This window comes from Burkholderia sp. PU8-34 (assembly GCF_053427725.1).
Genome location: NZ_JBSAXC010000006.1, coordinates 70,466 through 91,178, shown reverse-complemented (window position 1 = coordinate 91,178; position 20,713 = coordinate 70,466). Strand labels below are relative to the sequence as shown.

18 protein-coding genes and 1 pseudogene are annotated in these 20,713 nt (G+C 68.2%); 10 read left to right on the top strand and 9 right to left on the bottom strand.

The annotated features are described in order from the left end of the window. Window positions 1-131: 131 nt before the first annotated feature. Window positions 132-1,388, bottom strand: a complete 1,257-nt coding sequence (icd, locus tag ACV22Z_RS16570; protein ID WP_448077374.1) for an NADP-dependent isocitrate dehydrogenase — start codon at window positions 1,386-1,388, stop codon at window positions 132-134. Between the two features lie 275 nt (window positions 1,389-1,663). Between icd and ACV22Z_RS16565 the strand changes: the two genes are divergently transcribed. The 6 genes from ACV22Z_RS16565 (at window position 1,664) to ACV22Z_RS16540 (ending at window position 9,091) form a co-directional block, all read left to right on the top strand. Then, the gene (locus ACV22Z_RS16565) at window positions 1,664-2,242 is read left to right on the top strand and encodes a pseudouridine synthase (RefSeq protein ID WP_448077373.1); all 579 of its coding nucleotides are present in this window, start codon (window positions 1,664-1,666) and stop codon (window positions 2,240-2,242) included. Between the two features lie 269 nt (window positions 2,243-2,511). Next, window positions 2,512-2,733, top strand: a complete 222-nt coding sequence (locus ACV22Z_RS16560) for a hypothetical protein (RefSeq protein WP_448077372.1) — start codon at window positions 2,512-2,514, stop codon at window positions 2,731-2,733. A 189-nt stretch (window positions 2,734-2,922) separates the two neighbouring features. Continuing rightward, window positions 2,923-3,423: a DUF192 domain-containing protein gene (locus ACV22Z_RS16555; protein ID WP_448077371.1), complete on the top strand. Its 501-nt coding sequence runs from the start codon at window positions 2,923-2,925 to the stop codon at window positions 3,421-3,423. 208 nt (window positions 3,424-3,631) lie between these two features. Further along, on the top strand, window positions 3,632-5,746 hold the full coding sequence (gene fusA, locus ACV22Z_RS16550) for an elongation factor G (protein WP_448077370.1): 2,115 nt from the start codon (window positions 3,632-3,634) through the stop codon (window positions 5,744-5,746). Window positions 5,747-5,955: 209 nt separating this feature from the next. Next, on the top strand, window positions 5,956-6,981 hold the full coding sequence (locus ACV22Z_RS16545) for a HoxN/HupN/NixA family nickel/cobalt transporter (RefSeq protein ID WP_448077369.1): 1,026 nt from the start codon (window positions 5,956-5,958) through the stop codon (window positions 6,979-6,981). 274 nt (window positions 6,982-7,255) lie between these two features. Further along, on the top strand, window positions 7,256-9,091 hold the full coding sequence (locus tag ACV22Z_RS16540; RefSeq protein WP_448077368.1) for a hypothetical protein: 1,836 nt from the start codon (window positions 7,256-7,258) through the stop codon (window positions 9,089-9,091). 28 nt (window positions 9,092-9,119) lie between these two features. Here ACV22Z_RS16540 and ACV22Z_RS16535 read toward each other — a convergent pair whose 3' ends face one another. Next, on the bottom strand, window positions 9,120-9,965 hold the full coding sequence (locus tag ACV22Z_RS16535) for an aldo/keto reductase (RefSeq protein WP_448077367.1): 846 nt from the start codon (window positions 9,963-9,965) through the stop codon (window positions 9,120-9,122). A 209-nt stretch (window positions 9,966-10,174) separates the two neighbouring features. Here ACV22Z_RS16535 and ACV22Z_RS16530 point away from each other — a divergent pair, with 209 nt between their 5' ends. Then, a complete protein-coding gene (locus ACV22Z_RS16530) occupies window positions 10,175-10,921 on the top strand; it encodes a GntR family transcriptional regulator (protein WP_448077366.1) in 747 nt (248 codons plus the stop codon). Window positions 10,922-11,032: 111 nt separating this feature from the next. Here ACV22Z_RS16530 and ACV22Z_RS16525 read toward each other — a convergent pair whose 3' ends face one another. Continuing rightward, window positions 11,033-12,427 (bottom strand): CoA transferase, encoded by a 1,395-nt coding sequence (locus ACV22Z_RS16525; protein WP_448077365.1) that lies wholly within the window; start codon window positions 12,425-12,427, stop codon window positions 11,033-11,035. A 148-nt stretch (window positions 12,428-12,575) separates the two neighbouring features. Further along, the gene (locus ACV22Z_RS16520) at window positions 12,576-12,899 is read right to left on the bottom strand and encodes a DUF2917 domain-containing protein (RefSeq protein ID WP_448077364.1); all 324 of its coding nucleotides are present in this window, start codon (window positions 12,897-12,899) and stop codon (window positions 12,576-12,578) included. 240 nt (window positions 12,900-13,139) lie between these two features. Between ACV22Z_RS16520 and mdtD the strand changes: the two genes are divergently transcribed. Both mdtD and ACV22Z_RS16510 read left to right on the top strand, forming a co-directional pair. Then, a complete protein-coding gene (gene mdtD / locus ACV22Z_RS16515; RefSeq protein WP_448077363.1) occupies window positions 13,140-14,576 on the top strand; it encodes a multidrug transporter subunit MdtD in 1,437 nt (478 codons plus the stop codon). Between the two features lie 195 nt (window positions 14,577-14,771). After that, window positions 14,772-16,046, top strand: coding sequence for an EAL domain-containing protein (locus ACV22Z_RS16510; RefSeq protein WP_448077362.1), 1,275 nt, complete (start codon window positions 14,772-14,774; stop codon window positions 16,044-16,046). Between the two features lie 30 nt (window positions 16,047-16,076). On the opposite strand, the gene ACV22Z_RS16505 is transcribed toward ACV22Z_RS16510, so the two are convergent. From ACV22Z_RS16505 to ACV22Z_RS16495, 3 genes are all read right to left on the bottom strand, one after another. Next, window positions 16,077-16,703, bottom strand: coding sequence for a class I SAM-dependent methyltransferase (locus ACV22Z_RS16505; RefSeq protein ID WP_448077361.1), 627 nt, complete (start codon window positions 16,701-16,703; stop codon window positions 16,077-16,079). A 115-nt stretch (window positions 16,704-16,818) separates the two neighbouring features. Then, window positions 16,819-17,838, bottom strand: a complete 1,020-nt coding sequence (locus tag ACV22Z_RS16500; protein WP_448077360.1) for a 2-dehydropantoate 2-reductase — start codon at window positions 17,836-17,838, stop codon at window positions 16,819-16,821. Beyond that, window positions 17,835-18,362 carry an Mpo1 family 2-hydroxy fatty acid dioxygenase gene (locus ACV22Z_RS16495; RefSeq protein ID WP_448077359.1) on the bottom strand — a complete coding sequence of 176 codons (528 nt, stop codon included), beginning with the start codon at window positions 18,360-18,362 and terminating at the stop codon, window positions 17,835-17,837. The genes ACV22Z_RS16500 and ACV22Z_RS16495 overlap by 4 nt, the downstream gene beginning before the upstream one ends. A gap of 82 nt (window positions 18,363-18,444) precedes the next feature. On the opposite strand from ACV22Z_RS16495, the gene ACV22Z_RS16490 reads away from it, so the two are divergent. Then, on the top strand, window positions 18,445-19,152 hold the full coding sequence (locus ACV22Z_RS16490) for a Crp/Fnr family transcriptional regulator (RefSeq protein ID WP_448077358.1): 708 nt from the start codon (window positions 18,445-18,447) through the stop codon (window positions 19,150-19,152). Window positions 19,153-19,306: 154 nt separating this feature from the next. Here the strand turns inward: ACV22Z_RS16490 and ACV22Z_RS16485 are convergent, their stop codons facing one another. Both ACV22Z_RS16485 and ACV22Z_RS16480 read right to left on the bottom strand, forming a co-directional pair. Then, window positions 19,307-19,450 (bottom strand): hypothetical protein, encoded by a 144-nt coding sequence (locus ACV22Z_RS16485; protein WP_448077357.1) that lies wholly within the window; start codon window positions 19,448-19,450, stop codon window positions 19,307-19,309. Between the two features lie 35 nt (window positions 19,451-19,485). Beyond that, window positions 19,486-20,298 (bottom strand): annotated as a pseudogene (locus tag ACV22Z_RS16480) (MFS transporter); the annotation flags it as partial. Window positions 20,299-20,713: the final 415 nt, after the last annotated feature.

Sequence of the window (20,713 nt, the reverse complement as noted above, 5' to 3'; positions counted from 1 at the left end):
ACGCGGGCCGCGATGCGGCGCCGTGATCCGGGCACCGGACGGCCCTGCCAAACCTGCCAACCACGAAACACCCCGGCGCCGGCAGTAGGCGCCGGGGTGGCCGGCCATGCGCCGGCGCACCCCGGAGGGACTTACATGTTCTCGATCAGCACTTCGCCGAAGCCCGAGCACGACACCTGCGTCGCGCCTTCCATCAGGCGCGCGAAGTCGTACGTGACGCGCTTCTGAAGGATCGACTTTTCCATCGCGGCGATGATCACGTCGGCCGCCTCGGTCCAGCCGAGATGGCGCAGCATCATTTCGGCCGACAGGATTTCGGAACCGGGGTTCACGTAATCCTTGCCCGCGTACTTCGGCGCGGTGCCGTGCGTCGCCTCGAACATCGCGACCGAATCCGACAGGTTCGCGCCCGGCGCGATGCCGATGCCGCCGACCTGCGCGGCCAGCGCGTCGGAGATGTAGTCGCCGTTCAGGTTCAGCGTCGCGATCACGTCGTACTCGGCCGGGCGCAGCAGGATCTGCTGCAGGAACGCATCGGCGATCGAATCCTTGATGACGATCTCGCCGCCCGTCTTCGGGTTCTTCACGCGCATCCACGGGCCGCCGTCGATCAGTTCGCCGCCGAACTCCTTCTGCGCGAGCGCGTAGCCGGCGTCACGGAACAGGCCTTCCGTGAACTTCATGATGTTGCCCTTGTGCACCAGCGTGACCGACTTGCGATCGTTGTCGATCGCATACTGGATCGCCTTGCGCACGAGCCGCTCGGTGCCCTCCGTCGACACGGGCTTGACGCCGATGCCCGACGTCTCCGGGAAGCGGATCTTCTTCACGCCCATCTCGTCCTGCAGGAACTTGATGACCTTCTTCGCCTGCTCCGAGCCGGCCGCCCATTCGATGCCCGCGTAGATGTCTTCCGAGTTCTCGCGGAAGATCACCATGTCGATCTTTTGCGGCTCGCGCACCGGCGACGGCACGCCCTTGAAATACTGGACCGGGCGCAGGCACACGTACAGGTCGAGCTCCTGGCGCAGCGCGACGTTCAGCGAGCGGATGCCGCCGCCGACCGGGGTCGTCAGCGGCCCCTTGATCGACACCACGTATTCCTTCAGCACCTGCAGCGTTTCGTCCGGCAGCCACACGTCCGGACCGTAGACCTTCGTCGCCTTCTCGCCCGCAAAGATCTCCATCCAGTGGATCTTGCGCTTGCCCTTGTACGCCCGCTCGACCGCCGCATCGACGACCTTGATCATGACCGGGGTGATATCGAAGCCCGTACCGTCGCCTTCGATGTAGGGAATGATCGGCTGATCGGAAACGTTGAGCGTGTAATCCTTGTTGACGGTGATCTTGTCACCGCCCTCCGGAACCTTGATGTGCTGATACGGCATGATCGACTCCAGTGACGTGGCTGAGCAGGTAAGGCTGGTCGAAAGCTGCGCGTGACGGGAGCGCGGCATGGCGTCTCCCGAGACTGCTGCAGCGAGCCGCTATTCTAGCGCCCCTATCGGGCACGGCGGCGCGAAGCGCGGCGCTGCGTATCAAGTCTTCCCTTATGTCTTATATAAGACAGAGGACTTGGCGTTCCGTATTATGCATTAAGATTCCGCCATTTGCCATAGACCGCCCGCCCCGCCCGTCCGGCGCGCCGGGCACGCGCGCCGCCATGACCCTGATCGCCCTCAACAAGCCGTTCGGCACGATTTGCCAGTTTTCCGCGCACGAGACGCGGCCGTCGCTCGGCGACTGGGTAAAAACGCCCGGCGTCTACGCGGCCGGCCGGCTCGACGCGGACAGCGAGGGGCTGCTGCTGCTCACCGACGACGGCGCGCTGCAGGCGCGCATCGCCGAACCGCGCCACAAGCTTGTCAAGCGCTACTGGGCGCAGGTCGACGGCGCGCCCGGGCCGGCCGACCTGAAGGCGCTCGCGCGCGGCGTCGATCTCGGCGACTACGTGACGCGCCCGTGCCGCGCCGAATTCATCGAGCCGCCCGCCGCGCTGTGGCCGCGCAACCCGCCGATCCGCTACCGTGCAGCGATCCCGACCACGTGGATCGAGCTCGCCATCACCGAAGGCAAGAACCGCCAGGTACGCCGGATGACCGCGGCGGTCGGCTTTCCGACCTTGCGTCTCGTGCGCGTCGGCATTGGCGCGCTCGACATATTCGCGCTCGGCATTGCACCGGGAGAAACAATCGAGCTGCCGCCGCGGGCGCCATGGGACGGTTTCGCGCGCATCGAATGACATTTCCGTGATGCGTGAATTTTTTCGTCAACCGCCTGCGAAGATCGCGCGTTAAACGACGCAGATGCCACCCTGAGCTATCCGGCATTGGCAGCCGAACCGCGTTTGCGTCACGAAAGCGACGTTTTTTTCGAATACGATTCGGCGCCTGCAGCGCAATGAGAAATTTCTCGGAGCGTCTGTCAACCGAAAGGTGGATGGCACCGTTAGACGTCATGACTCCTATGCCGGGTCATTTGGTTAATTAACTAAAAGCTGAGGAACACAACATGAACAAACTGATCGCCGCTCTGGTCGCTGGTCTCTTCGCAACGGCTGCTTTCGCACAAGCTTCGGCTCCGGCCGCTGCACCGGCTGCTGCTGCTCCGGCAGAAGCTGCTTCGGCACCGGCAAAGAAGGCAATGCACAAGAAGCACCACGCAGCTAAGAAGCACCACGCTGCTAAGAAGGCTGCAAGCGAAGCCGAAGCTCCGGCAGCTGCTTCGAACTAAGCAAGCAAGTTGTAAAATAACGCAGTCAAGAACACGTTGTTGCCGTTCTTACGGCGTTGAAAGGCAGGTCACCGCAAGGCGATCTGCCTTTTTCTTTTTTGTGGCCGCCGTTTTGTGCCCGCCCGATTTGTTCCCGTCGATACGCATCGCGTACCATGCGGGTCTCGATTTTCCGAAAGGAGCCTTGCTGTGCGATTCTCCCTGCGCTCGTCGCTCGGCCGCCTTGCGCGCGCCGCCGTGTTTCCCGCCGCGCTCGCCGTCGCCGCGTTCGGCATGCAATCCGCTGTCGCGCAGATGCCGCCCGGCGCCAAGCAGCCGAGCGAGTTTCCGCGCGCCAAGCTGCGCGCCGGCATGTACGTGATCGATGCGGCCGTCGCGGCCAACGATGCCGACCGCGAACAGGGGCTGATGTACCGCTCGCAGCTCGCGCCGAACGAAGGGATGCTGTTCGTGTTCAACGAGAACGCCGTGCATTGCTTCTGGATGAAGAACACGCTGATCCCGCTGTCGATCGCGTTCATCCGCGCGGACGGCACGGTCACCGACATCGACGAGATGCAGGCCGAGACGACCAACAACCACTGCCCGCGCAACAACGGCGTCTATGCGCTCGAGATGAGCAAGGGCTGGTTCGCGGCGAAGGGCATCAAGCCCGGCATGAAGCTCGACGGGCTGCCGCAACCGCAGTGACGGCACCGCCGCGGCGCATCGCCGCGCATGCCCGCAGGCCGGCCGCCTTCCGCGCGCCGGCTTTTTTTTCGCCCGCCGCGCGTCTTGATTCCGGCTGCGCGGCCCGCATCTGCAAAAGCCACACGCAAGCGCTATGCTTTAAATCTCGCTTGATTTCCCCGGACCGGCGCAGCCGGCCGGCTTACGACCCGAACCACTGGAGGTTCACGTGCCCCGCAAAACCCCCATCGAGCGCTATCGCAATATCGGGATCAGCGCTCACATCGATGCCGGCAAAACCACGACTACCGAGCGCATCCTGTTTTATACCGGAGTGAGCCACAAGATCGGCGAAGTGCACGATGGCGCGGCCACGATGGACTGGATGGAGCAGGAGCAGGAACGCGGCATCACGATCACGTCGGCCGCGACGACCGCGTTCTGGAAGGGCATGGCCGGCAATTATCCGGAACACCGGATCAACATCATCGACACCCCCGGGCACGTCGACTTCACGATCGAGGTCGAGCGTTCGATGCGCGTGCTCGATGGCGCATGCATGGTCTACGACTCGGTCGGCGGCGTGCAGCCGCAGTCCGAAACCGTGTGGCGCCAGGCGAACAAGTACAAGGTGCCGCGCATCGCGTTCGTCAACAAGATGGACCGCGTCGGCGCCGACTTCTTCCGCGTGCAGCGGCAGATCGGCGAGCGCCTGAAAGGCGTCGCCGTGCCGATCCAGATTCCGGTCGGCGCGGAAGACCATTTCCAGGGCGTCGTCGATCTCGTGAAGATGAAGGCGATCGTCTGGGACGACGAAAGCCAGGGCGTGAAGTTCACGTACGAGGACATCCCGGCGAACCTCGTCGAGCTCGCGCACGAATGGCGCGAGAAGATGGTCGAGGCTGCGGCCGAGGCGAGCGAGGAGCTGCTCGAGAAGTACCTGACCGACCACAACTCGCTGACCGAGGAAGAAATCAAGGCCGCGCTGCGCAAGCGCACGATCGCGAACGAGATCGTGCCGATGCTCTGCGGCAGCGCGTTCAAGAACAAGGGTGTGCAGGCGATGCTCGATGCGGTGATCGACTACCTGCCGTCGCCCGCTGACGTGCCCGCGATCCTCGGCCACGATCTGAACGACAACGAAGCGGAACGTCATCCGAGCGACGACGAGCCGTTCTCCGCGCTCGCGTTCAAGATCATGACCGACCCGTTCGTCGGCCAGCTGATCTTTTTCCGCGTGTACTCGGGTGTGGTCGAATCGGGCGACACGGTGCTGAACCCGACGAAGGACAAGAAGGAACGGCTCGGCCGGATCCTGCAGATGCACGCGAACGAGCGCAAGGAAATCAAGGAGGTGCGCGCGGGCGACATCGCCGCGGCGGTCGGCCTGAAGGAAGCGACCACGGGCGACACGCTGTGCGATCCGGGCAAGCCGATCATCCTCGAGAAGATGGAATTCCCCGAGCCGGTGATCTCGCAGGCCGTCGAGCCGAAGACCAAGGCCGACCAGGAAAAGATGGGCCTCGCGCTGAACCGCCTGGCGCAGGAAGATCCGTCGTTCCGCGTGCAGACCGACGAGGAATCGGGCCAGACGATCATCTCCGGGATGGGCGAGCTGCACCTCGAAATCATCGTCGACCGGATGCGGCGCGAGTTCGGCGTGGAAGCGACGGTCGGCAAGCCGCAGGTTGCGTATCGCGAGACGGTGCGCACCGTCGCCGACGACGTCGAGGGCAAGTTCGTCAAGCAGTCGGGCGGCCGCGGCCAGTACGGTCACGCGGTGATCAAGCTCGAGCCGAACCCCGGCAAGGGCTATGAATTCCTCGACGAGATCAAGGGCGGCGTGATTCCGCGCGAGTTCATCCCGGCGGTCAACAAGGGCATCGAGGAAACGCTGAAAAGCGGCGTGCTCGCGGGCTACCCGGTCGTCGACGTGAAGGTGCACCTGACGTTCGGCTCGTACCACGACGTCGACTCGAACGAAAACGCGTTCCGGATGGCCGGCTCGATGGCGTTCAAGGAAGCGATGCGCCGCGCGAAGCCGGTGCTGCTCGAGCCGATGATGGCGGTCGAGGTCGAGACGCCCGAGGACTTCATGGGCAACGTGATGGGCGACCTGTCGAGCCGACGCGGCATCGTGCAGGGGATGGAGGACATCGCGGGCGGCGGCGGCAAGCTGGTGCGCGCCGAGGTGCCGCTCGCGGAGATGTTCGGCTATTCGACGTCGCTGCGTTCGGCGACGCAGGGCCGCGCGACCTACACGATGGAGTTCAAGCACTACGCGGAGACGCCGACGAACGTGTCGGAAGCAGTAATCAACGCGAAGCGCACCGATACGCGGTAACGTCGGCAGCCGCTGCAGCATCCGAAGCCCGTCCGTTCGCGGACGGGCTTTTTTTTCGTCGTGCACTGCCTGGACATACGACGGGGCTCCGGCGAAGCGCTCGCCGCAGCCGCAATCGGCACGTCGCGTGCACGACGGTTTTGACCGGGCGGGCGCGCATTTTCGCGCGTGACACCATGCACGGCATTCCATCGGATGAATTCACGCCGATGCTGCGCACCCCTGCCCTGCGCCGCTTGCTGATGCTCTATGCGGGGTTGCTCGCCGCCAATGCCGCCGTCCGGCTGTGGGCGCTCGCGGCGCTGCGCGATCGGCCGCTGCTGCTCGGCACGGCGGCGATCGCCTACGCCCTCGGGTTGCGCCACGCGGTCGATGCCGATCACATCGCCGCGATCGACTTCGCGACCCGCAAGCTGATGCAGGACGGGCAGCGTCCGCTGACGGTCGGCCTGTTCTTCTCGCTCGGCCATTCGAAGATCGTCGTCGCCGCGGCGCTCGGCGTCGAGCTGACCGCGTTCGCGCTGCGCGACCGTTTCGACGGGTTTCGCGACATCGACGGCACGCTCGGCACCGCGGTGTTCGCGACGTTCCTGCTCGTGCTGGCCGGCATGAACCTCGCGATCCTGCGCGACGTATGGCGGCGCCACCACCGCGCGCCCGACAGTGCCGACGCGGAGACCATGCACACGCACCGGCCCGCCGGCTTCGTCGCGCGCCTGCTGCGTCCGCTGTTCCGGTTCGTCTCGAAGAGCTGGCACATGTATCCGGTCGGCGTGCTGTTCGGCCTCGGTTTCGATACTGCAACCGAAAGCGGCCTGCTTGCGATCGCCGCCGCGCAGGCGAGTCAGATCCTGCCGCTCTACGCGATCCTGCTGTTTCCCGCGCCGTTCATGGCCGGCATGACGCTGATCGATTCAACGGACAACGTGCTGATGATCCACGCATATGGCTGGGCGATGGACGATCCGCAGCGCAAGCTCCATTACAACGCGAGCATCACGTTCGTGTCCGCGGCGGTCGCGCTCGCAATCGGCGGCATCGAGGCAGCCGGCCTGCTCGCCAACAGGCTCGCGCTGACAGGCCCCGTGCGCGACGCGCTCGACGCGGCCGGCGAGCGGTTCGGCGCGCTCGGCTACGGGATCGTCGCGCTGTTCGTGGTCTGCCGGATCGCCTCGATCATGTTCCACTGCTGGCGACGTGCTGCCGATGCGCCGGCGCGCCGCGCTTCCTCCTGATGTTTCATTTCGGAAACCAAACGCCTCCACCGACGTATCAGCGCTGATCGCGCGATGGGCTCACGCCTTGCGCGACGGGCGTGAGCGGCCGATGGCACGGTTATCGCAGTAACGGGTTCGCACGGCGGGCCCGCGTGCCGATCGACGTTTCCGGCTGGTCACGACCAGGCGGGACGAAATCGGCCGCCGAAACGACAACGCATCTTCTGGCCCCTGGGCACCACACGCATGAAGCCGCGCGGCGACGGGGATCGCGCGCTTCGGGAGGCCAATGATGCATAAGACGAAAAAGCCGTTCCGCGCGGCGGGACGATGCTCGCGCGCGACCTTGCTGGCGGCAGCCGCATTCGCGTGCTGCTGCGGCACCTTTGCAATCGCGCAAGAGACTACGCCCCCGGGGCTGAGCACCGGGCAGTCTCGCGACGCCGTGCCGTTCTCCACACCGTTGCAAATCGCGCAGAACGCGATGCCGGCCGGCACGCTCGATGCGTCCGCCGATACTGACGTCACGAAGCTGCTCGCGGACCTGGCGACGCCTTGCGCCGGCGACACTGTCGCGTGCGGATCGGGCTCCCATCTCGCCGCCGTCGGCGTGGGAGGCAACGGCGGAAGCGGAGTCGGAAGTGGCGGCAGCCCGGGTAGTGGCAGTGGAAGTAGCAGCAGCGGAAACAGCGGAAATGGCGCCGTCGGGCCGGCAGGTACCGCAGTCGGCGGGACGACGGGTTCGACCTCCGGCGGCACGACTGGAAATGGTCGCGGTGGCGGCAACTCCGCAGGCAACGCGTCGGGCAGCGGTGGAAACGGCGGGAGTTCTGGCGGCGGGACTTCTGGTGGCGGCACTTCGGGCGGTGGTACTTCTGGCGGCGGCACTTCGGGTGGCGGCACTTCGGGTGGCGGCACTTCGGGTGGCGGTGCTTCGGGCGGTGGTACGTCGGGTGGCGGTGCTTCGGGCGGTGGTACGTCGGGTGGCGGTGCTTCGGGTGGCGGTACGTCGGGCGGCGGTACGTCGGGCGGCGGCACGTCGGGCGGCGGCACGTCGGGCGGCGGTACGTCGGGCGGCGGTACGTCGGGCGGCGGTACGTCGGGCGGCGGTACGTCGGGCGGCGGCACGTCGGGCGGCGGCACGTCGGGCGGCGGCACGTCGGGCGGCGGCACTTCGGGCGGCGGTACGTCGGGCGGCGGTACGTCGGGCGGCGGCACGTCGGGCGGCGGCACTTCGGGCGGCGGCACTTCGGGCGGCGGCACTTCGGGTGGCGGCACTTCGGGTGGCGGCACTTCGGGTGGCGGAGACTGCGGCTGTGGAGGCCACGGCGGACACGGTGGTCACGGCAACGGCAACGGCAACGGCGGTGGTAACGGCGGTGGTAACGGCGGCGGCAACGGTGGCGGCAATGGCGGTGGTCACGGCAACGGCAACGGTGGCGGTAACGGCGGCGGCAACGGCGGTGGTAACGGCGGTGGTAACGGCGGTGGTAACGGTGGCGGCAACGGTGGCGGCAACGGTGGCGGCAACGGCGGCGGCAATGGCGGCGGCAACGGTGGCGGCAACGGCGGTGGTCACGGCAACGGCAACGGTGGCGGCAATGGCGGTGGTCACGGCGGTGGCAACGGCGGCGGCAACGGCGGCGGCAACGGCGGCGGCAACGGCGGCGGCAACGGCGGTGGTAACGGCGGTGGTAACGGTGGCGGCAACGGTGGCGGCAACGGCGGCGGCAATGGCGGCGGCAATGGCGGCGGCAATGGCGGCGGCAACGGCGGTGGTCACGGCAACGGCAACGGTGGCGGCAATGGCGGTGGTCACGGCAATGGCAACGGCGGTGGCAACGGCGGCGGCAATGGCGGCGGCAACGGCGGCGGCAACGGCGGCGGCAACGGCGGCGGCAACGGCGGCGGCAACGGCGGCGGCAACGGCGGCGGCAACGGTGGCGGCAATGGCGGTGGTCACGGCAACGGCGGCCATGGCAATGGCGGCGGCAACGGCAATGGCAACGGGAGTGGTGGCGCCGGCAACGGTGGTGCCAACGGCGTTGGTAATGGCAACGGCAATGGCGGCAGCAACGGCGGCAACGGTGGCAACGGCAGTGGCGGCGGCCACGGCAACGGCCATTGACCCTCGGCGCCGCGCGGCGTCGCCGTGGTCAGAGCATTTCGAGCGCGCGTTTGCTGCGCGGCGGACGGAAGTACGCGTCGAGCTGCGCGCGCTCGTCATCGCTCAACACGAGATCGAGCGCGGCGCGGTTGTCGCGCACGTGCTCGATCCGCGCCGCCTTCGGGATCGCGAACACGCCGGGCTGCGCGAGCACCCAGGCGAGCGCGACGCGCACGACCGACACGCCGCGCAACCGCGCGATCTCGTCGAGCGGCGAACGTTTCGGCAGGCGCGCGTGGTCGACCGGGCTATAGGCCATCGCCGGCATCCGGCGCGCTGCGAGCCAAGGCAGCAAGTCGAATTCCGGTCCGCGCCGCGCGATGTTGTAGAGGATCTGGTTGGTCGCGCACGCGGTGCCGCCCGCTTCGTCGACGAGTTCCTCCATGTCGGCCGTGTCGAAATTGCTCACGCCCCAGTGGCGGATCTTGCCCGCGCGGCGTAACGCCTCGAATCCCTCGACCGTTTCCTCGAGCGGCACCGAGCCGCGCCAGTGCAGCAGATAGAGATCGAGGCGATCGGTGCGCAGGCGCTTGAGGCTCGCTTCGCATGCGGCCACGACACCCCGGCGGCTCGCATGATGCGGGTACGCCTTGCTGACGAGGAACACGTCGTCGCGCAAGCCGGCGAGCGCCTCGCCGACGAGATCCTCGGTCGCACCTTCGCCATACATCTCCGCGGTGTCGATCAGCGTCATCCCGAGCGCGATGCCCTCGCGCAGCGCGGCGATCTCGTCCGCGCGTCGGGACGAACGCTCGCCCATCTCCCAGGTCCCCTGCCCCAGCTTCGGGATCGTCTCGCCATCAGGCAGGACGACCGTGGCGATCGTGTCTGTCATGGTTCCTCGCTGCTAAATCGTCGCTGATTCGTCGCTGATTCGTGGCTGAATCGTGACTGAATCGTGGCCACTCGCGGCAGCGGTGGCATCGAATCCGATGCGTCAGTGTAGCCATTCGGCGCCGCGCCCGACTGCTGCACGGCAAAAACCGGCTATAACGGCACCGCATGATGACTTAGAATGGCCGCAACCTGAACGACACCCATTCCATGAAGGCAACGACGGACGACCGCTGGCAGGACCTGCGCCCCGACCCGGACAACGACACTCCGCTCTATCTGCAGCTCGCCCGCAAGCTCGGCGAAGCGATTCACGACAACCGCTGGACGGCCGGCGAAGCGCTGCCGTCCGAGCGCGTGCTGTCGGAAGCGCTCGGCGTGTCGCGCATCACCGCGCGCAAGGCGATTGCGCTCCTCGTCGAGCAAGGGATGATCCGGCGCACGCAGGGCGCGGGCAACTTCATCCAGCCGCGCTACGAGGATCCGCTGTCGCGCCTGTCGAGCTTCAGCGAGATGCTCGAACGCCGCGGTTTCAAGCCAAGTTCGCAATGGCTCGCGCGCGAAATCCAGCCCGCGAACCGCGACGAAGTGATTCAGCTCGGCCTGTCGCCGACGGCTTCGGTTACACGATTGAAACGTCTGCGCCTCGCGGACGGCATCGTGATGGCGGTCGAAAACTCCACGTTCCCCGCCACGCTGATTCCCGATCCGCAGGCAATCGGCGACTCGCTGTACAGCTACCTCGAAGCGCGCGGCACGCCGATCGTGCGCGCGCTGCAGCACTTCCGCGCAGTCAACGCGACCGACGAGATCGCACGGCAGATGGGCATCGCGCCGCACGACGCGCTGCTTCTGATCACCCGGATCGGCTACACGGCCGACCAGCGCGCGATCGAGCTGACCGACACCTATTGCCGCAACGACTACTACGACTTCGTCGTCGAGCTGCGCAAGTAACTGCGTTCACGCATCAGGCTCTGCCCGCATCGCACGTGCCGGTCCTGCGGGCAGGCGCCGCGTCGCAATGCATGCGCGCGAGCCCGTCACAACCGCGGGCATGCGCGCTAGTCAGTCCATCCACCGCGCTTCGTCCGTGCCGAGCGGCACGGGCGGCAGTGCGAAGTACGGCGGCGTCGCCGACAGGCGTTCGGCCGGCCGCACCGCATCGACCGTGCCGAACGGCGATGCCGTCCGGTCGAGCCGGTCGCGCACGTCGTCGGGCGCCAGGTCGCTCGCGTGCGCGCCATCCGGCACGAGGCCGAACGACTGCAGCCAGCGGCCCGCCTGCGCGAGCGACAGCCGCACGTGCCAGCTCCCCCCTTCGCGCGCGCGCCGCGCCAGCGCCATCATCGCGCCGAATGCTGCGAGATAGCCGGTCGCATGATCGAGCGCCTGGCACGGCAGGTGCCGCGGCCGGTCCGCATGCACAGCGTGCTGCTCGCGCCACGCGATCCCGCTCGCCGACTGCACGAGGCTGTCGAAACCGCGTCGCTGCGACCACGGCCCCGCATGCCCGTACGCGGAAATCGACACGTACACGATACCGGGCCGCGACACCGTCAGCGCGTCCGGCGCAAAGCCGCGCGCCGCGAGCGCACCGGGACGGTACGCCTGCAGGAACACGTCCGCATCACGCGCCAGCCGATCCAGTTCGTCGACACCCGCGCCCTCGCGCAGGTCGATCCACGCGGAGCGCTTGCCGCGCCCGTTGTCGATCACGAGCGGTGCGATGTTCGGCAGATGCGGGCTGTTCACGAGCAGCGTCTGCGCGCCGTGCGACGCGAGCGTGCGGCCGGCGACCGGGCCCGCGATGATGCGCGTCAGATCGAGCACGCGCACGCCGGCGAGCGGCCGCGTCGCGTCGCCGCGGCCGATCGGCTGCACGGGCGCATCGCCAATGCGTTCGATCTCGAACAGCGGAAGCGTGTCGACGGCACGCGCGTGTTCGTGTGCGGCCCATTCGTCAGGTGTTCTGATCAGTGCCGCGCAGAGCCCCGCATCCGCGAGTGCAGCGTCTAGCGTCGCGCCGTCCCAGGTGCGGATCGCCGCGGCGACGTCGGCGGGGGTACCCGCGCATTCGAGCACCGCGAGGATGCCGCGCAGGTGATGCGGAAAATTCGCGTGCAGCTGGATCCAGCGCGCATCGCGTGTCGCGTAGAAGCCGGTTACCGGATGACGCAGTTCGGGCGGCGGCCCGTCGTCGACGCGCAGATAGCGCTCGCTGCGAAACGCGACGAGCGCGTCGCGCACGGACACGTCGACATGCTGCGCGATGCCGGTGCGAAGGCGATGGCATTCGGCGGCGGCGAGCCCGGCCGCCGCGATCGTCGCCGCGGCGAGCGTGCCGACGTGGTATGCCGACGGCAGTGCCGGGTCCTGCCCGGTGACGGCGACACGCGCGAGCGCGCCGGGGTCGCCGTGCGCGAGTTGCCACAGATGCGTCAATGCGAGTGCGGGAGTCATGATCGTGTGCGACGCGAGCCGGATACGAAATCGAGTCTAGATTTCGTCGCGCGCGTGTTCAATCCGGATCGCACGAATCGACACGCGACGCATCGCCGTGCCCGGCCTTGCGCGCCCGTGCCACCGCCCGGCTGGGCCGCACATGCCTCTACGCCGGCAGCGACGCGGCGGCCTCACGGCGGCGCCCGCCCCACGCGACGATACGCTGCCGCCACGCGTCGTCGCGCACGACGGCCGGCACGTCCCGGGGACCGAACGCGAAGGTCGCGCCGCGCGGCCCGGCGCTGATCCAGACCCGCATCCCGCGCGCGAACGCAAGCGTGTCGCCCGGCCGCAGCCAGTGATCGGCCAGCTCGCCTTCGACCGTTACCCACAGTTCCCCGTCCGCCACCTGCAGCGACGTGCGGTCGATCATCCGCCACCGCCCGGCGGGCTCGTCGCCATCCAGTACGTAGAGTCGCAGTTCACGCATGGCCGCCTCCTGGTCGCTTCATCGGACACGTTCAGTATTCCGGACAGCAGCAGCACACGCACAGATACGGTTGAAGACACTTGTGGCTGAACTGTACTGGCCAGCCAGCGAACGGGCGTCCGGTCGGGTTGCCGGCGCAACGGCGCCTCGCGCGCCCGGACACGGGGTCGAAACTGCATCGCACGGCAGCTTTCCCTACAATGTTGGCTGTCCCGCGTTCGCGCACCCCGCCCTCGCCCCATGTTCCAACGCCCGCCCGCCACCGCCTCCGGCGAAAAAAACCTCACGGTCATGCTCTGGCTCGTCGCGACGGGCTTCTTCATGCAGACGCTCGACGCAACGATCGTCAACACCGCGCTGCCGTCGATGGCCGCGAGCCTCGGCGAATCGCCGCTGCGGATGCAGTCGGTCGTGATCGCGTATTCGCTGACGATGGCCGTGATGATCCCGGTTTCCGGCTGGCTCGCCGACACGCTCGGCACGCGGCGCGTGTTCTTCAGCGCGATCCTGGTCTTTTCGCTCGGCTCGCTGCTGTGCGCGAACGCGCACACGCTGACGCAGCTCGTCGTGTTCCGCGTGCTGCAGGGGATCGGCGGCGCGATGCTGCTGCCGGTCGGGCGGCTCGCGGTGCTGCGCACGTTTCCGGCCGAGCGCTACCTGTCCGCGCTGTCGTTCGTCGCGATTCCCGGACTGATCGGCCCGCTGATCGGCCCGACCCTCGGTGGCTGGCTCGTGAAGATCGCGTCGTGGCACTGGATCTTCCTGATCAACGTGCCGGTCGGCGTCGCGGGCTGCATTGCCACCTGGTACTCGATGCCCGACGCGCGCAATCCGGCGGTCGGGCGCTTCGACCTGAAAGGCTACCTGCTGCTGACGATCGGCATGGTTGCGATCTCGCTGTCGCTCGACGGGCTCGCCGACCTCGGCATGCAGCACGCGGCGGTGCTCGTGCTGCTGATCCTGAGCCTCGCGTGCTTCGTCGCATACGGGCTGTACGCGGTGCGCGCAACGCAGCCGATCTTCTCGCTCGAGCTGTTCCGGATCCACACGTTCAGCGTCGGCCTGCTCGGCAACCTGTTCGCGCGGATCGGCAGCGGCGCGATGCCGTACCTGATCCCGCTGCTGCTGCAGGTGAGCCTCGGCTACACCGCGTTCGAGGCGGGACTGATGATGCTGCCCGTCGCGGCGGCGGGGATGTTCTCGAAGCGCATCATCACGCGCCTCATCACGCAGCACGGCTACCGCAAGGTGCTGCTCGCGAACACGATCATGGTCGGCGTGATGATGGCAAGCTTCGCGCTGATGCGCGATGCGATGCCCGTGTGGCTCAAGGTCGCGCAGCTCGCGCTGTTCGGCGGCTTCAACTCGATGCAGTTCACCGCGATGAACACGCTGACGCTGAAGGATCTCGGCACGGGCGGCGCGAGCAGCGGCAACAGCCTGTTCTCGCTCGTGCAGATGCTGTCGATGAGCCTCGGCGTGACGGTCGCCGGCGCGCTGCTCGCGACCTTCACCGGGATGCTGCGCACCGTGACCCCGAGCAACACGCTGCCCGCGTTCCACGCGACGTTCATCTGCGTCGGCCTCATCACCGCGGCGTCCGCGTGGATCTTCGCGCAACTCGCGCCGGAGATCCGCGGCGCCGCACGCAAGACCGATCCGTCGGAACGCGCATGATACGTGCGCGCGGCGCACACCGGGCGTCGTCCCGACGCACGACGCACCACGACGGTGCATCGGCAGCCGCCATCCGCACGGCGCCTCGCACCGCACCTCGCGCCGCGACGGCCCGACGCACCGGCTGCGCCGTTGCGCACGCTTCTTGCTCGCCTATTCTGTAGGTAAACTGGCAGCCTTCCCTCGGCCGACATCATGAGCATGATCGAAATCGATCCCCCCGGCTTCCAGCCGCCCCGCCCCGTCGCCGGCGACGACGGCAACCGGCGCACCGTGCTGTACGGCGGCTATACCGTGTTCAGCGTGTTCCAGCCGGTGTTCTCCGTGTCGCACCGGCGCGCGATCGGCTATCACGCGTCGCTGCGCGCGCACGACGAGGAAAGCCGCCAGGTCGCGTCGCACGAGGTCTTCACGCAGGCCGCGCGGCGCGGCGACCTGCTCGAGCTCGGCCGGCTCGCCGAGTCGCTGCATCTCGGCAATTTTCACGCATTCGACAGCCATGACGAATGGCTCTTCCTGAGCCTGCATCCGGCGGCGCTGATGGATACCGTCTACGGCGACGCGCTGCTCGCGAACCTGAAGGCGCTCGGCCTGCCGCCCCAACGCGTGGTGCTCGAGGTGCCCGAGCAGGCCGGCGGCGAGACGCCGCGCTATGCGGCGATCGTCGACGGCCTGCGCAAGGCCGGCTTCCTGATCGCGCTCGGCGGCTTCGGCGCGAAGCACTCGAACATCGACCGCGTGTGGCACCTGCATCCCGACATCGTCACGCTCGACCGCGGGATCCTCGCGCAGGCGAGCGAGCACTCGCACCTCGAGCGCGTGCTGCCGGGGCTCGTGTCGCTGCTGCACGAATCCGGCCAGCTCGTGCTGATGGGCGGCCTGTCGACCGAGCGCGACGCGCTGATCGCGCTCGAATGCAACGTCGATTTCGTGCAGGGCCAATACTTCGCGGGGCCGAGCGTCGACCCCGTGCAGCCACAGGCGGCGGCGGGCTGCATGGATACGCTGTCGGCGGCGCTGCGCCTGCGCGTCGCGGAACGCGAGCGCCAGCAGGCGACGCGGCTCGCGCCGTATGTCGCCGCGCTCGAAGAGGCCGGCACGAAGCTCAGCGCAGGCGAGACGCTCACCGAGGCGGCCGCCACGGTGCTCGGCCTGCCGGAAACCGCACGCTGCTTCCTGCTCGACGCGTCGGGGCGGCAGATCGGCGACAACGTACTGGCGTGCTGCAGCCTGTCGCAGCGCGCGAAACGCTTCCGCCCGCTGCTGCATTCGGAAGGCGCGAGCTGGGAACGCCGGCCGTACTTCATCCACGCGATGCGCGCGCCGGGCCGCGTGCACCTGACGCCGCCGTATCTGTCGATCAACGAAGCACACCTGTGCGTGACCGCATCGATCGCGGCGCCCGCTGCAAGCGGGATGCAGGTGCTGTGCGTCGACATCAACTGGGAAGCCGCGTTCCACCGGAACTGAGCGCCGCTCGGCCGGCGGCAACCGGACCGTTCATGCAGGCGACGGATTGGCATGCTGCGCGGCGTCCGCCTTGCGGACGATCAGCCGGTGCACGCGCTTGCCGGACGACGCGCTGACGACTTCATGCTCGTCGATCACCCGTACGCCATCGCCGAGCGCGGCGCGCATCCGGGCGCCGTCGAGCGCCGTGTACAGGCGCCCGCGCTCGTCGCGCAGCGAACCGTTTCCCGCCACCCGCCAGCTCATGTACAGCGTGCCGCCGGGCATCAGCAGCTCGACGAGCCGCGCGGCCGCGGCCACTGCTTCCGCATGATCCAGGTGCATGACGACGGTCTCGCACAGCACGTTGCGGAACGCGCCGGACGGCACGCCGGCGAGCGCCGGCAGCACCGCGTGTTCGAACGGGAGGTCAGGATGGCGCCGCCGCGCCTCGTCGAGCAGCGCGGTGCTCGCGTCGTAGCCGCGCACGTCGAAACCGCGCGCCGCGAGCCACGCGGTGTCGCGTCCCGCGCCGCAGCCGACGTCCGCCGTCGGTCCCGGCGCGAAATGCTGCTCGAGGAGCGCGTAGGTGTCGTCGGGCGGGCCCTCGTCGAGCCAGGTCTGCGCGTAGTCTGCCGCGTAAGCATCGTAGGCATCGAGAGTCGGGCGATCCACCATGGCGATTGCGCTCCGCAAGGGCGTCACATGACGCGCCCCCAATTTTAGTCCTTGCGCAGCGCGGAGTCGCTTGGCGCGAATCCGGCGGGGGCGAGACGTGCGTGCACCACGATGCTCACCCCGCCAGCGCCGCCCACAGCGCATCGCCGCGCCAGGCCGGCCGTTCTGCAGCCGCTTCCGCATCGTGCACGAGCGCGCAAAGCCGCGCGTTCACGGGGGCGGACGCGCCAAAGCGCGCGGCGAGCCGCACCACCTCGCCGTTGATCCACTCGATTTCGGTCGGGCGGCGCGCGGCCAGGTCGTCCGACATCGACGAACGCGCGAGCGGATCGATCGCGAGCATCCGCGCGCCGAGCACGCGGAACACCGGATCGGGCGCATCGAGCACCGCTGGAACCCACGTGGCGGGCAGCGGCGTCACACGTGCCGGCCGGATCCCGGCCTGCCGCAGCCAGCGCAGCGCCTCGCGCTGCGCGAGCGCGAGGCAGCGGCGATACGCGCGTTGCGCGAGCTCGTCGCGCAGCGGCAGGTTCGCGAGCGCATTGACCGCGTTGTTCAGGTTGAACAGCAGCTTTGCCCACTGCACGGCGGGCATGTCGCGGTGCAGTGCGATCGGCAGCCCGGCACGCGCGAACGCGCCGGCATACCGCTGCAGCGCGGGCGCCGCGTCGACCGCGAGCAGGCCCGACGAACCCTGGTGAAACGCGCCCGGCCCGCGTTCGATCACGTTGAACGGCACCATCCCGGCAAGCACGGTGGCCTGCGGCAACGCAGCGCGCAACGTGTCGGTATTGCATACACCGTTCTGGAAGCTGATCACGAGCGTGCCGGGCCGCAGCACGCGGGCAAGCTGCGCCGCGACCTCCGGCGTCGCCGCCGATTTCACGGTGACGAGCACGAGCTGCGCGTCGCCCGCGGCGGCGTCATCGATGTCGAACGCGACGTCTGCCGGTGCGACCCGCGCACGATAGCCGTGAAGGTCCGACAGCGTCAGCCCGTGCGTGCGGATCGCGTCGCCGATCCGTGCGCGGCCGATCAGCCGGACGCCCTGCCCGGCCGCCGCGAGCCGGCCGCCGAGATAGCAGCCGACGGCGCCCGCGCCGAGCACGCAGATGCGAGGTGTCGGCATGGTCATACGTGCACGTCGTGCGCGCCGCCATGCACGGGCCCCGCCCGCTCCTCGACCGCGCGCCGCACGTCGCCGCGCAGCCCCGCGAAGAACGCGACTTCGGCGACGACGAACAGCGGCCCGACCGCCAGGCCGACCAGATCATCGACGAACGCGGGCTTGCGTCCCTCGAACCAGTGCCCGACGAACTGCACGATCCAGCCGACGACGAACGCGCCGATGCCGATCCCGAGCCAATGCGCAATCGGCAGCATCGCCACCGTCTGCCCGGCCCACAGGCCGAGCGCGAACAGCGCCGTCATCACGGCGCCGAAGCGCAGGTCGAGACGCAGGTAGAACACGGCGAACGCAATCGCAAGCAGCAGCGCCGGCGACAGCGCGACGCCCGCCAGCGTGCCGAGCGCGGGCCGCGACAGCAGCACCTCGACCGCGAACACGATCATCGGAATGCCGACCAGGTGCGTCGCAATGTTGCGTGCATCGCGGTGATAGGCCGCATATCGGGATAGATGGTCTTCGAGCGTTTTCATCGCGTCTCCTTGTCGTTCGTTGCGCGCTATGATGCCCGTCACGCCGGAGAGCTTCTGTCGCCTACCCGACATCGCGCCGCCCATGCCCGAGCCCCTCGACCGCTACCTGCCGCAACTCGACGCGCACCCGTGGTTTGCCGCGCTGCCGCACGCACTGCGCGCGGAGCTGCTCGCGCATGCCGCGCTGCGCCGCCTGCCGGCCGGCCACGCGCTGTTCCGCCGCGGCGACCCGCCATGCGGGCTGTATGCGGTGCTGTGCGGTTCCCTCACGATAGGCGCGGTCGATCCGCAGGGCAAGGAAGCGCTGCTGACGGTTGCCGAGCCGGTCACGTGGTTCGGCGAGATCGCGCTGTTCGACGGCCTGCCGCGCACGCACGACGCGATCGCGCTCGACGACGCGCTGCTGCTGCACGTGCCGCAGGCGGCGCTGCTCGCGATGCTCGACGCGACGCCGCAATACTGGCGGCAGTTCGCGCTGTTGATGGCGCAGAAGCTGCGGCTCAGCTTCCTGACCGTCGAAGCGATGAGCGTGATGCCGGCCGCGCAGCGGCTTGCCGCGCGCCTGCTGATGATCGCCGACGGCTACGGCGGCATCAGCGCCGGCCGCACGCGCATCCGGCTGTCGCAGGAAAAGCTCGCGGCCATGCTGTCGCTGACGCGGCAGACGACGAATCAGCTGTTGAAGTCGCTCGAGGCGGACGGTGTCGTGCGACTGCACGTCGGTGAAATCGAGCTTGTCGATGTACGCGCGCTGCGTCGCGCGAGCGGGCTGCAAGCCGGCGCAGACTGACCGGCGGGCCGCCGGGCGGTTTTGCTGCGGCCCGCCCGCGCGCCGCGCTGCCCATCCGGCGCGCGAGGCCGCATGCCCGCGCAAAGCGCGACCCATAACCCACACATGCCCGACTGATATCGGCCTCGGTCGCGATATCGGCAGGCCGCGCCCGTCACGACCGCGTCGGCTGATCGCCCGATGCCGCTGCGCCATCGCGAGCGCGATCGACGAACGCGAGCATGTACATCAGCACGAGAAACGGCAGCAAGCGCCGCAGGGCCTTGCGGGTCGCGGCATCGAGCGCCGGCGAGGTCATGAAGCGTGGCAGGTTCCTCGATGCCTACTCCGTGTTCAGTGTCCGGACGGCCCGGTCAGTTCGTATTCCGCATCGTCTGCGTGCACTGGGTGCACCGCGTGCGCATCGTCGCGCAGCGGGATGTCGGGCCGCATGAAGAACGTCATCGCGACGCCGAGCACGAGCAGCGCGATCGAGCCCGCGAACGGCAGCGTCCAGCTTCCGGTGCGGTCGACGACGAAGCCGAACACGATCGGCGTGAAGATGCCCGCGACCGCGGAGCCCGCGTTCACGAGGCCGCTCGCGACGCCGACGTGCTGCGGCGTGATGTCCATCGGCACCGCCCAGATCGGACCGATCGTCATCTCGAGGAAGAAGAACGACACGCTCATCGACACCGCGGTCAACGTCAGCGACTTGACGAACAGCACCGGCACGAGGAACGCGAGCGCGCCGACGAACGCGACGATGATCACGTTGCGGCGCGCGGCGACGACGTTGCCGGTGCGCTTCAGCACGCGATCGCTCAGCACGCCGCCCGCCGTATTGCCGACGACGCCCGACAGAAACACGCCGGCCGAGAAAAATGCGGACTGTTTCAGGTCGAGGCCGCGGCCGTGCATGAAGAAGGTCGGCAGCCATGTGAAGAACAGCCACCCGGTCCAGCCATAGCAGAAGTACACGACCATCGTCGGCGCGATGCGCGCGAGCAGCCGCCGCCACGGCGTGCGAGCGCGCACCGTGGCGGCAGCGTCGGCGCGGGCAGGCGGCAGGTCGGCTGCCTCATCGGCGGACATGTGGCGGTGCCGGCGCGGATCGTCGGCGAAGTACCACGCGTAGACGATCACCCACACCGCGGTGAGCACACCGTCATGATAGAACCGATCGACGACGCATACTCATATCACAGTGTTGTAAGGCGCTACTGACGCGAGACAATCGTCAAGCTCCCCCGCACCGTATTTGTCTGCTGGCGCGGCCGTCGAAATCCGAGCAAAAAGAACCCATCGCAGATTACCGGGGAACGCGGGGCTGACCGTTGGCGATTGGCCAAGAGCCGGCGTTCGCCACTCCGTCACTTGCGTGACCGCTTCGCTACTAAGCGGACGTCCGTGTCGCCGAGACTCTTGGCACTGAGCCTTATCAACGGGCGCAAGCGGTGTACAATAGTTTCCAGCTGCAAGCAATTGCGGACCCCGCTGGGTAAGTTGATCCGACTTCGACTGCGACTCCTTCTTCTCATGGTGACTTTTCAGCGTCAGCATGGGCTTTAATCGGATCGCC

Coding starts and splice junctions, on each gene's coding strand:
- icd (WP_448077374.1), bottom strand. CDS start 1,388: ATGCCGTATCAGCACATCAAGGTTCCGGAGGGCGGTGACAAGATCACC.
- ACV22Z_RS16565 (WP_448077373.1), top strand. CDS start 1,664: ATGACCCTGATCGCCCTCAACAAGCCGTTCGGCACGATTTGCCAGTTT.
- ACV22Z_RS16560 (WP_448077372.1), top strand. CDS start 2,512: ATGAACAAACTGATCGCCGCTCTGGTCGCTGGTCTCTTCGCAACGGCT.
- ACV22Z_RS16545 (WP_448077369.1), top strand. CDS start 5,956: ATGCTGCGCACCCCTGCCCTGCGCCGCTTGCTGATGCTCTATGCGGGG.
- ACV22Z_RS16540 (WP_448077368.1), top strand. CDS start 7,256: ATGCATAAGACGAAAAAGCCGTTCCGCGCGGCGGGACGATGCTCGCGC.
- ACV22Z_RS16535 (WP_448077367.1), bottom strand. CDS start 9,965: ATGACAGACACGATCGCCACGGTCGTCCTGCCTGATGGCGAGACGATC.
- ACV22Z_RS16530 (WP_448077366.1), top strand. CDS start 10,175: ATGAAGGCAACGACGGACGACCGCTGGCAGGACCTGCGCCCCGACCCG.
- ACV22Z_RS16525 (WP_448077365.1), bottom strand. CDS start 12,427: ATGACTCCCGCACTCGCATTGACGCATCTGTGGCAACTCGCGCACGGC.
- ACV22Z_RS16520 (WP_448077364.1), bottom strand. CDS start 12,899: ATGCGTGAACTGCGACTCTACGTACTGGATGGCGACGAGCCCGCCGGG.
- mdtD (WP_448077363.1), top strand. CDS start 13,140: ATGTTCCAACGCCCGCCCGCCACCGCCTCCGGCGAAAAAAACCTCACG.
- ACV22Z_RS16510 (WP_448077362.1), top strand. CDS start 14,772: ATGAGCATGATCGAAATCGATCCCCCCGGCTTCCAGCCGCCCCGCCCC.
- ACV22Z_RS16505 (WP_448077361.1), bottom strand. CDS start 16,703: ATGGTGGATCGCCCGACTCTCGATGCCTACGATGCTTACGCGGCAGAC.
- ACV22Z_RS16500 (WP_448077360.1), bottom strand. CDS start 17,838: ATGACCATGCCGACACCTCGCATCTGCGTGCTCGGCGCGGGCGCCGTC.
- ACV22Z_RS16495 (WP_448077359.1), bottom strand. CDS start 18,362: ATGAAAACGCTCGAAGACCATCTATCCCGATATGCGGCCTATCACCGC.
- ACV22Z_RS16490 (WP_448077358.1), top strand. CDS start 18,445: ATGCCCGAGCCCCTCGACCGCTACCTGCCGCAACTCGACGCGCACCCG.
- ACV22Z_RS16485 (WP_448077357.1), bottom strand. CDS start 19,450: ATGACCTCGCCGGCGCTCGATGCCGCGACCCGCAAGGCCCTGCGGCGC.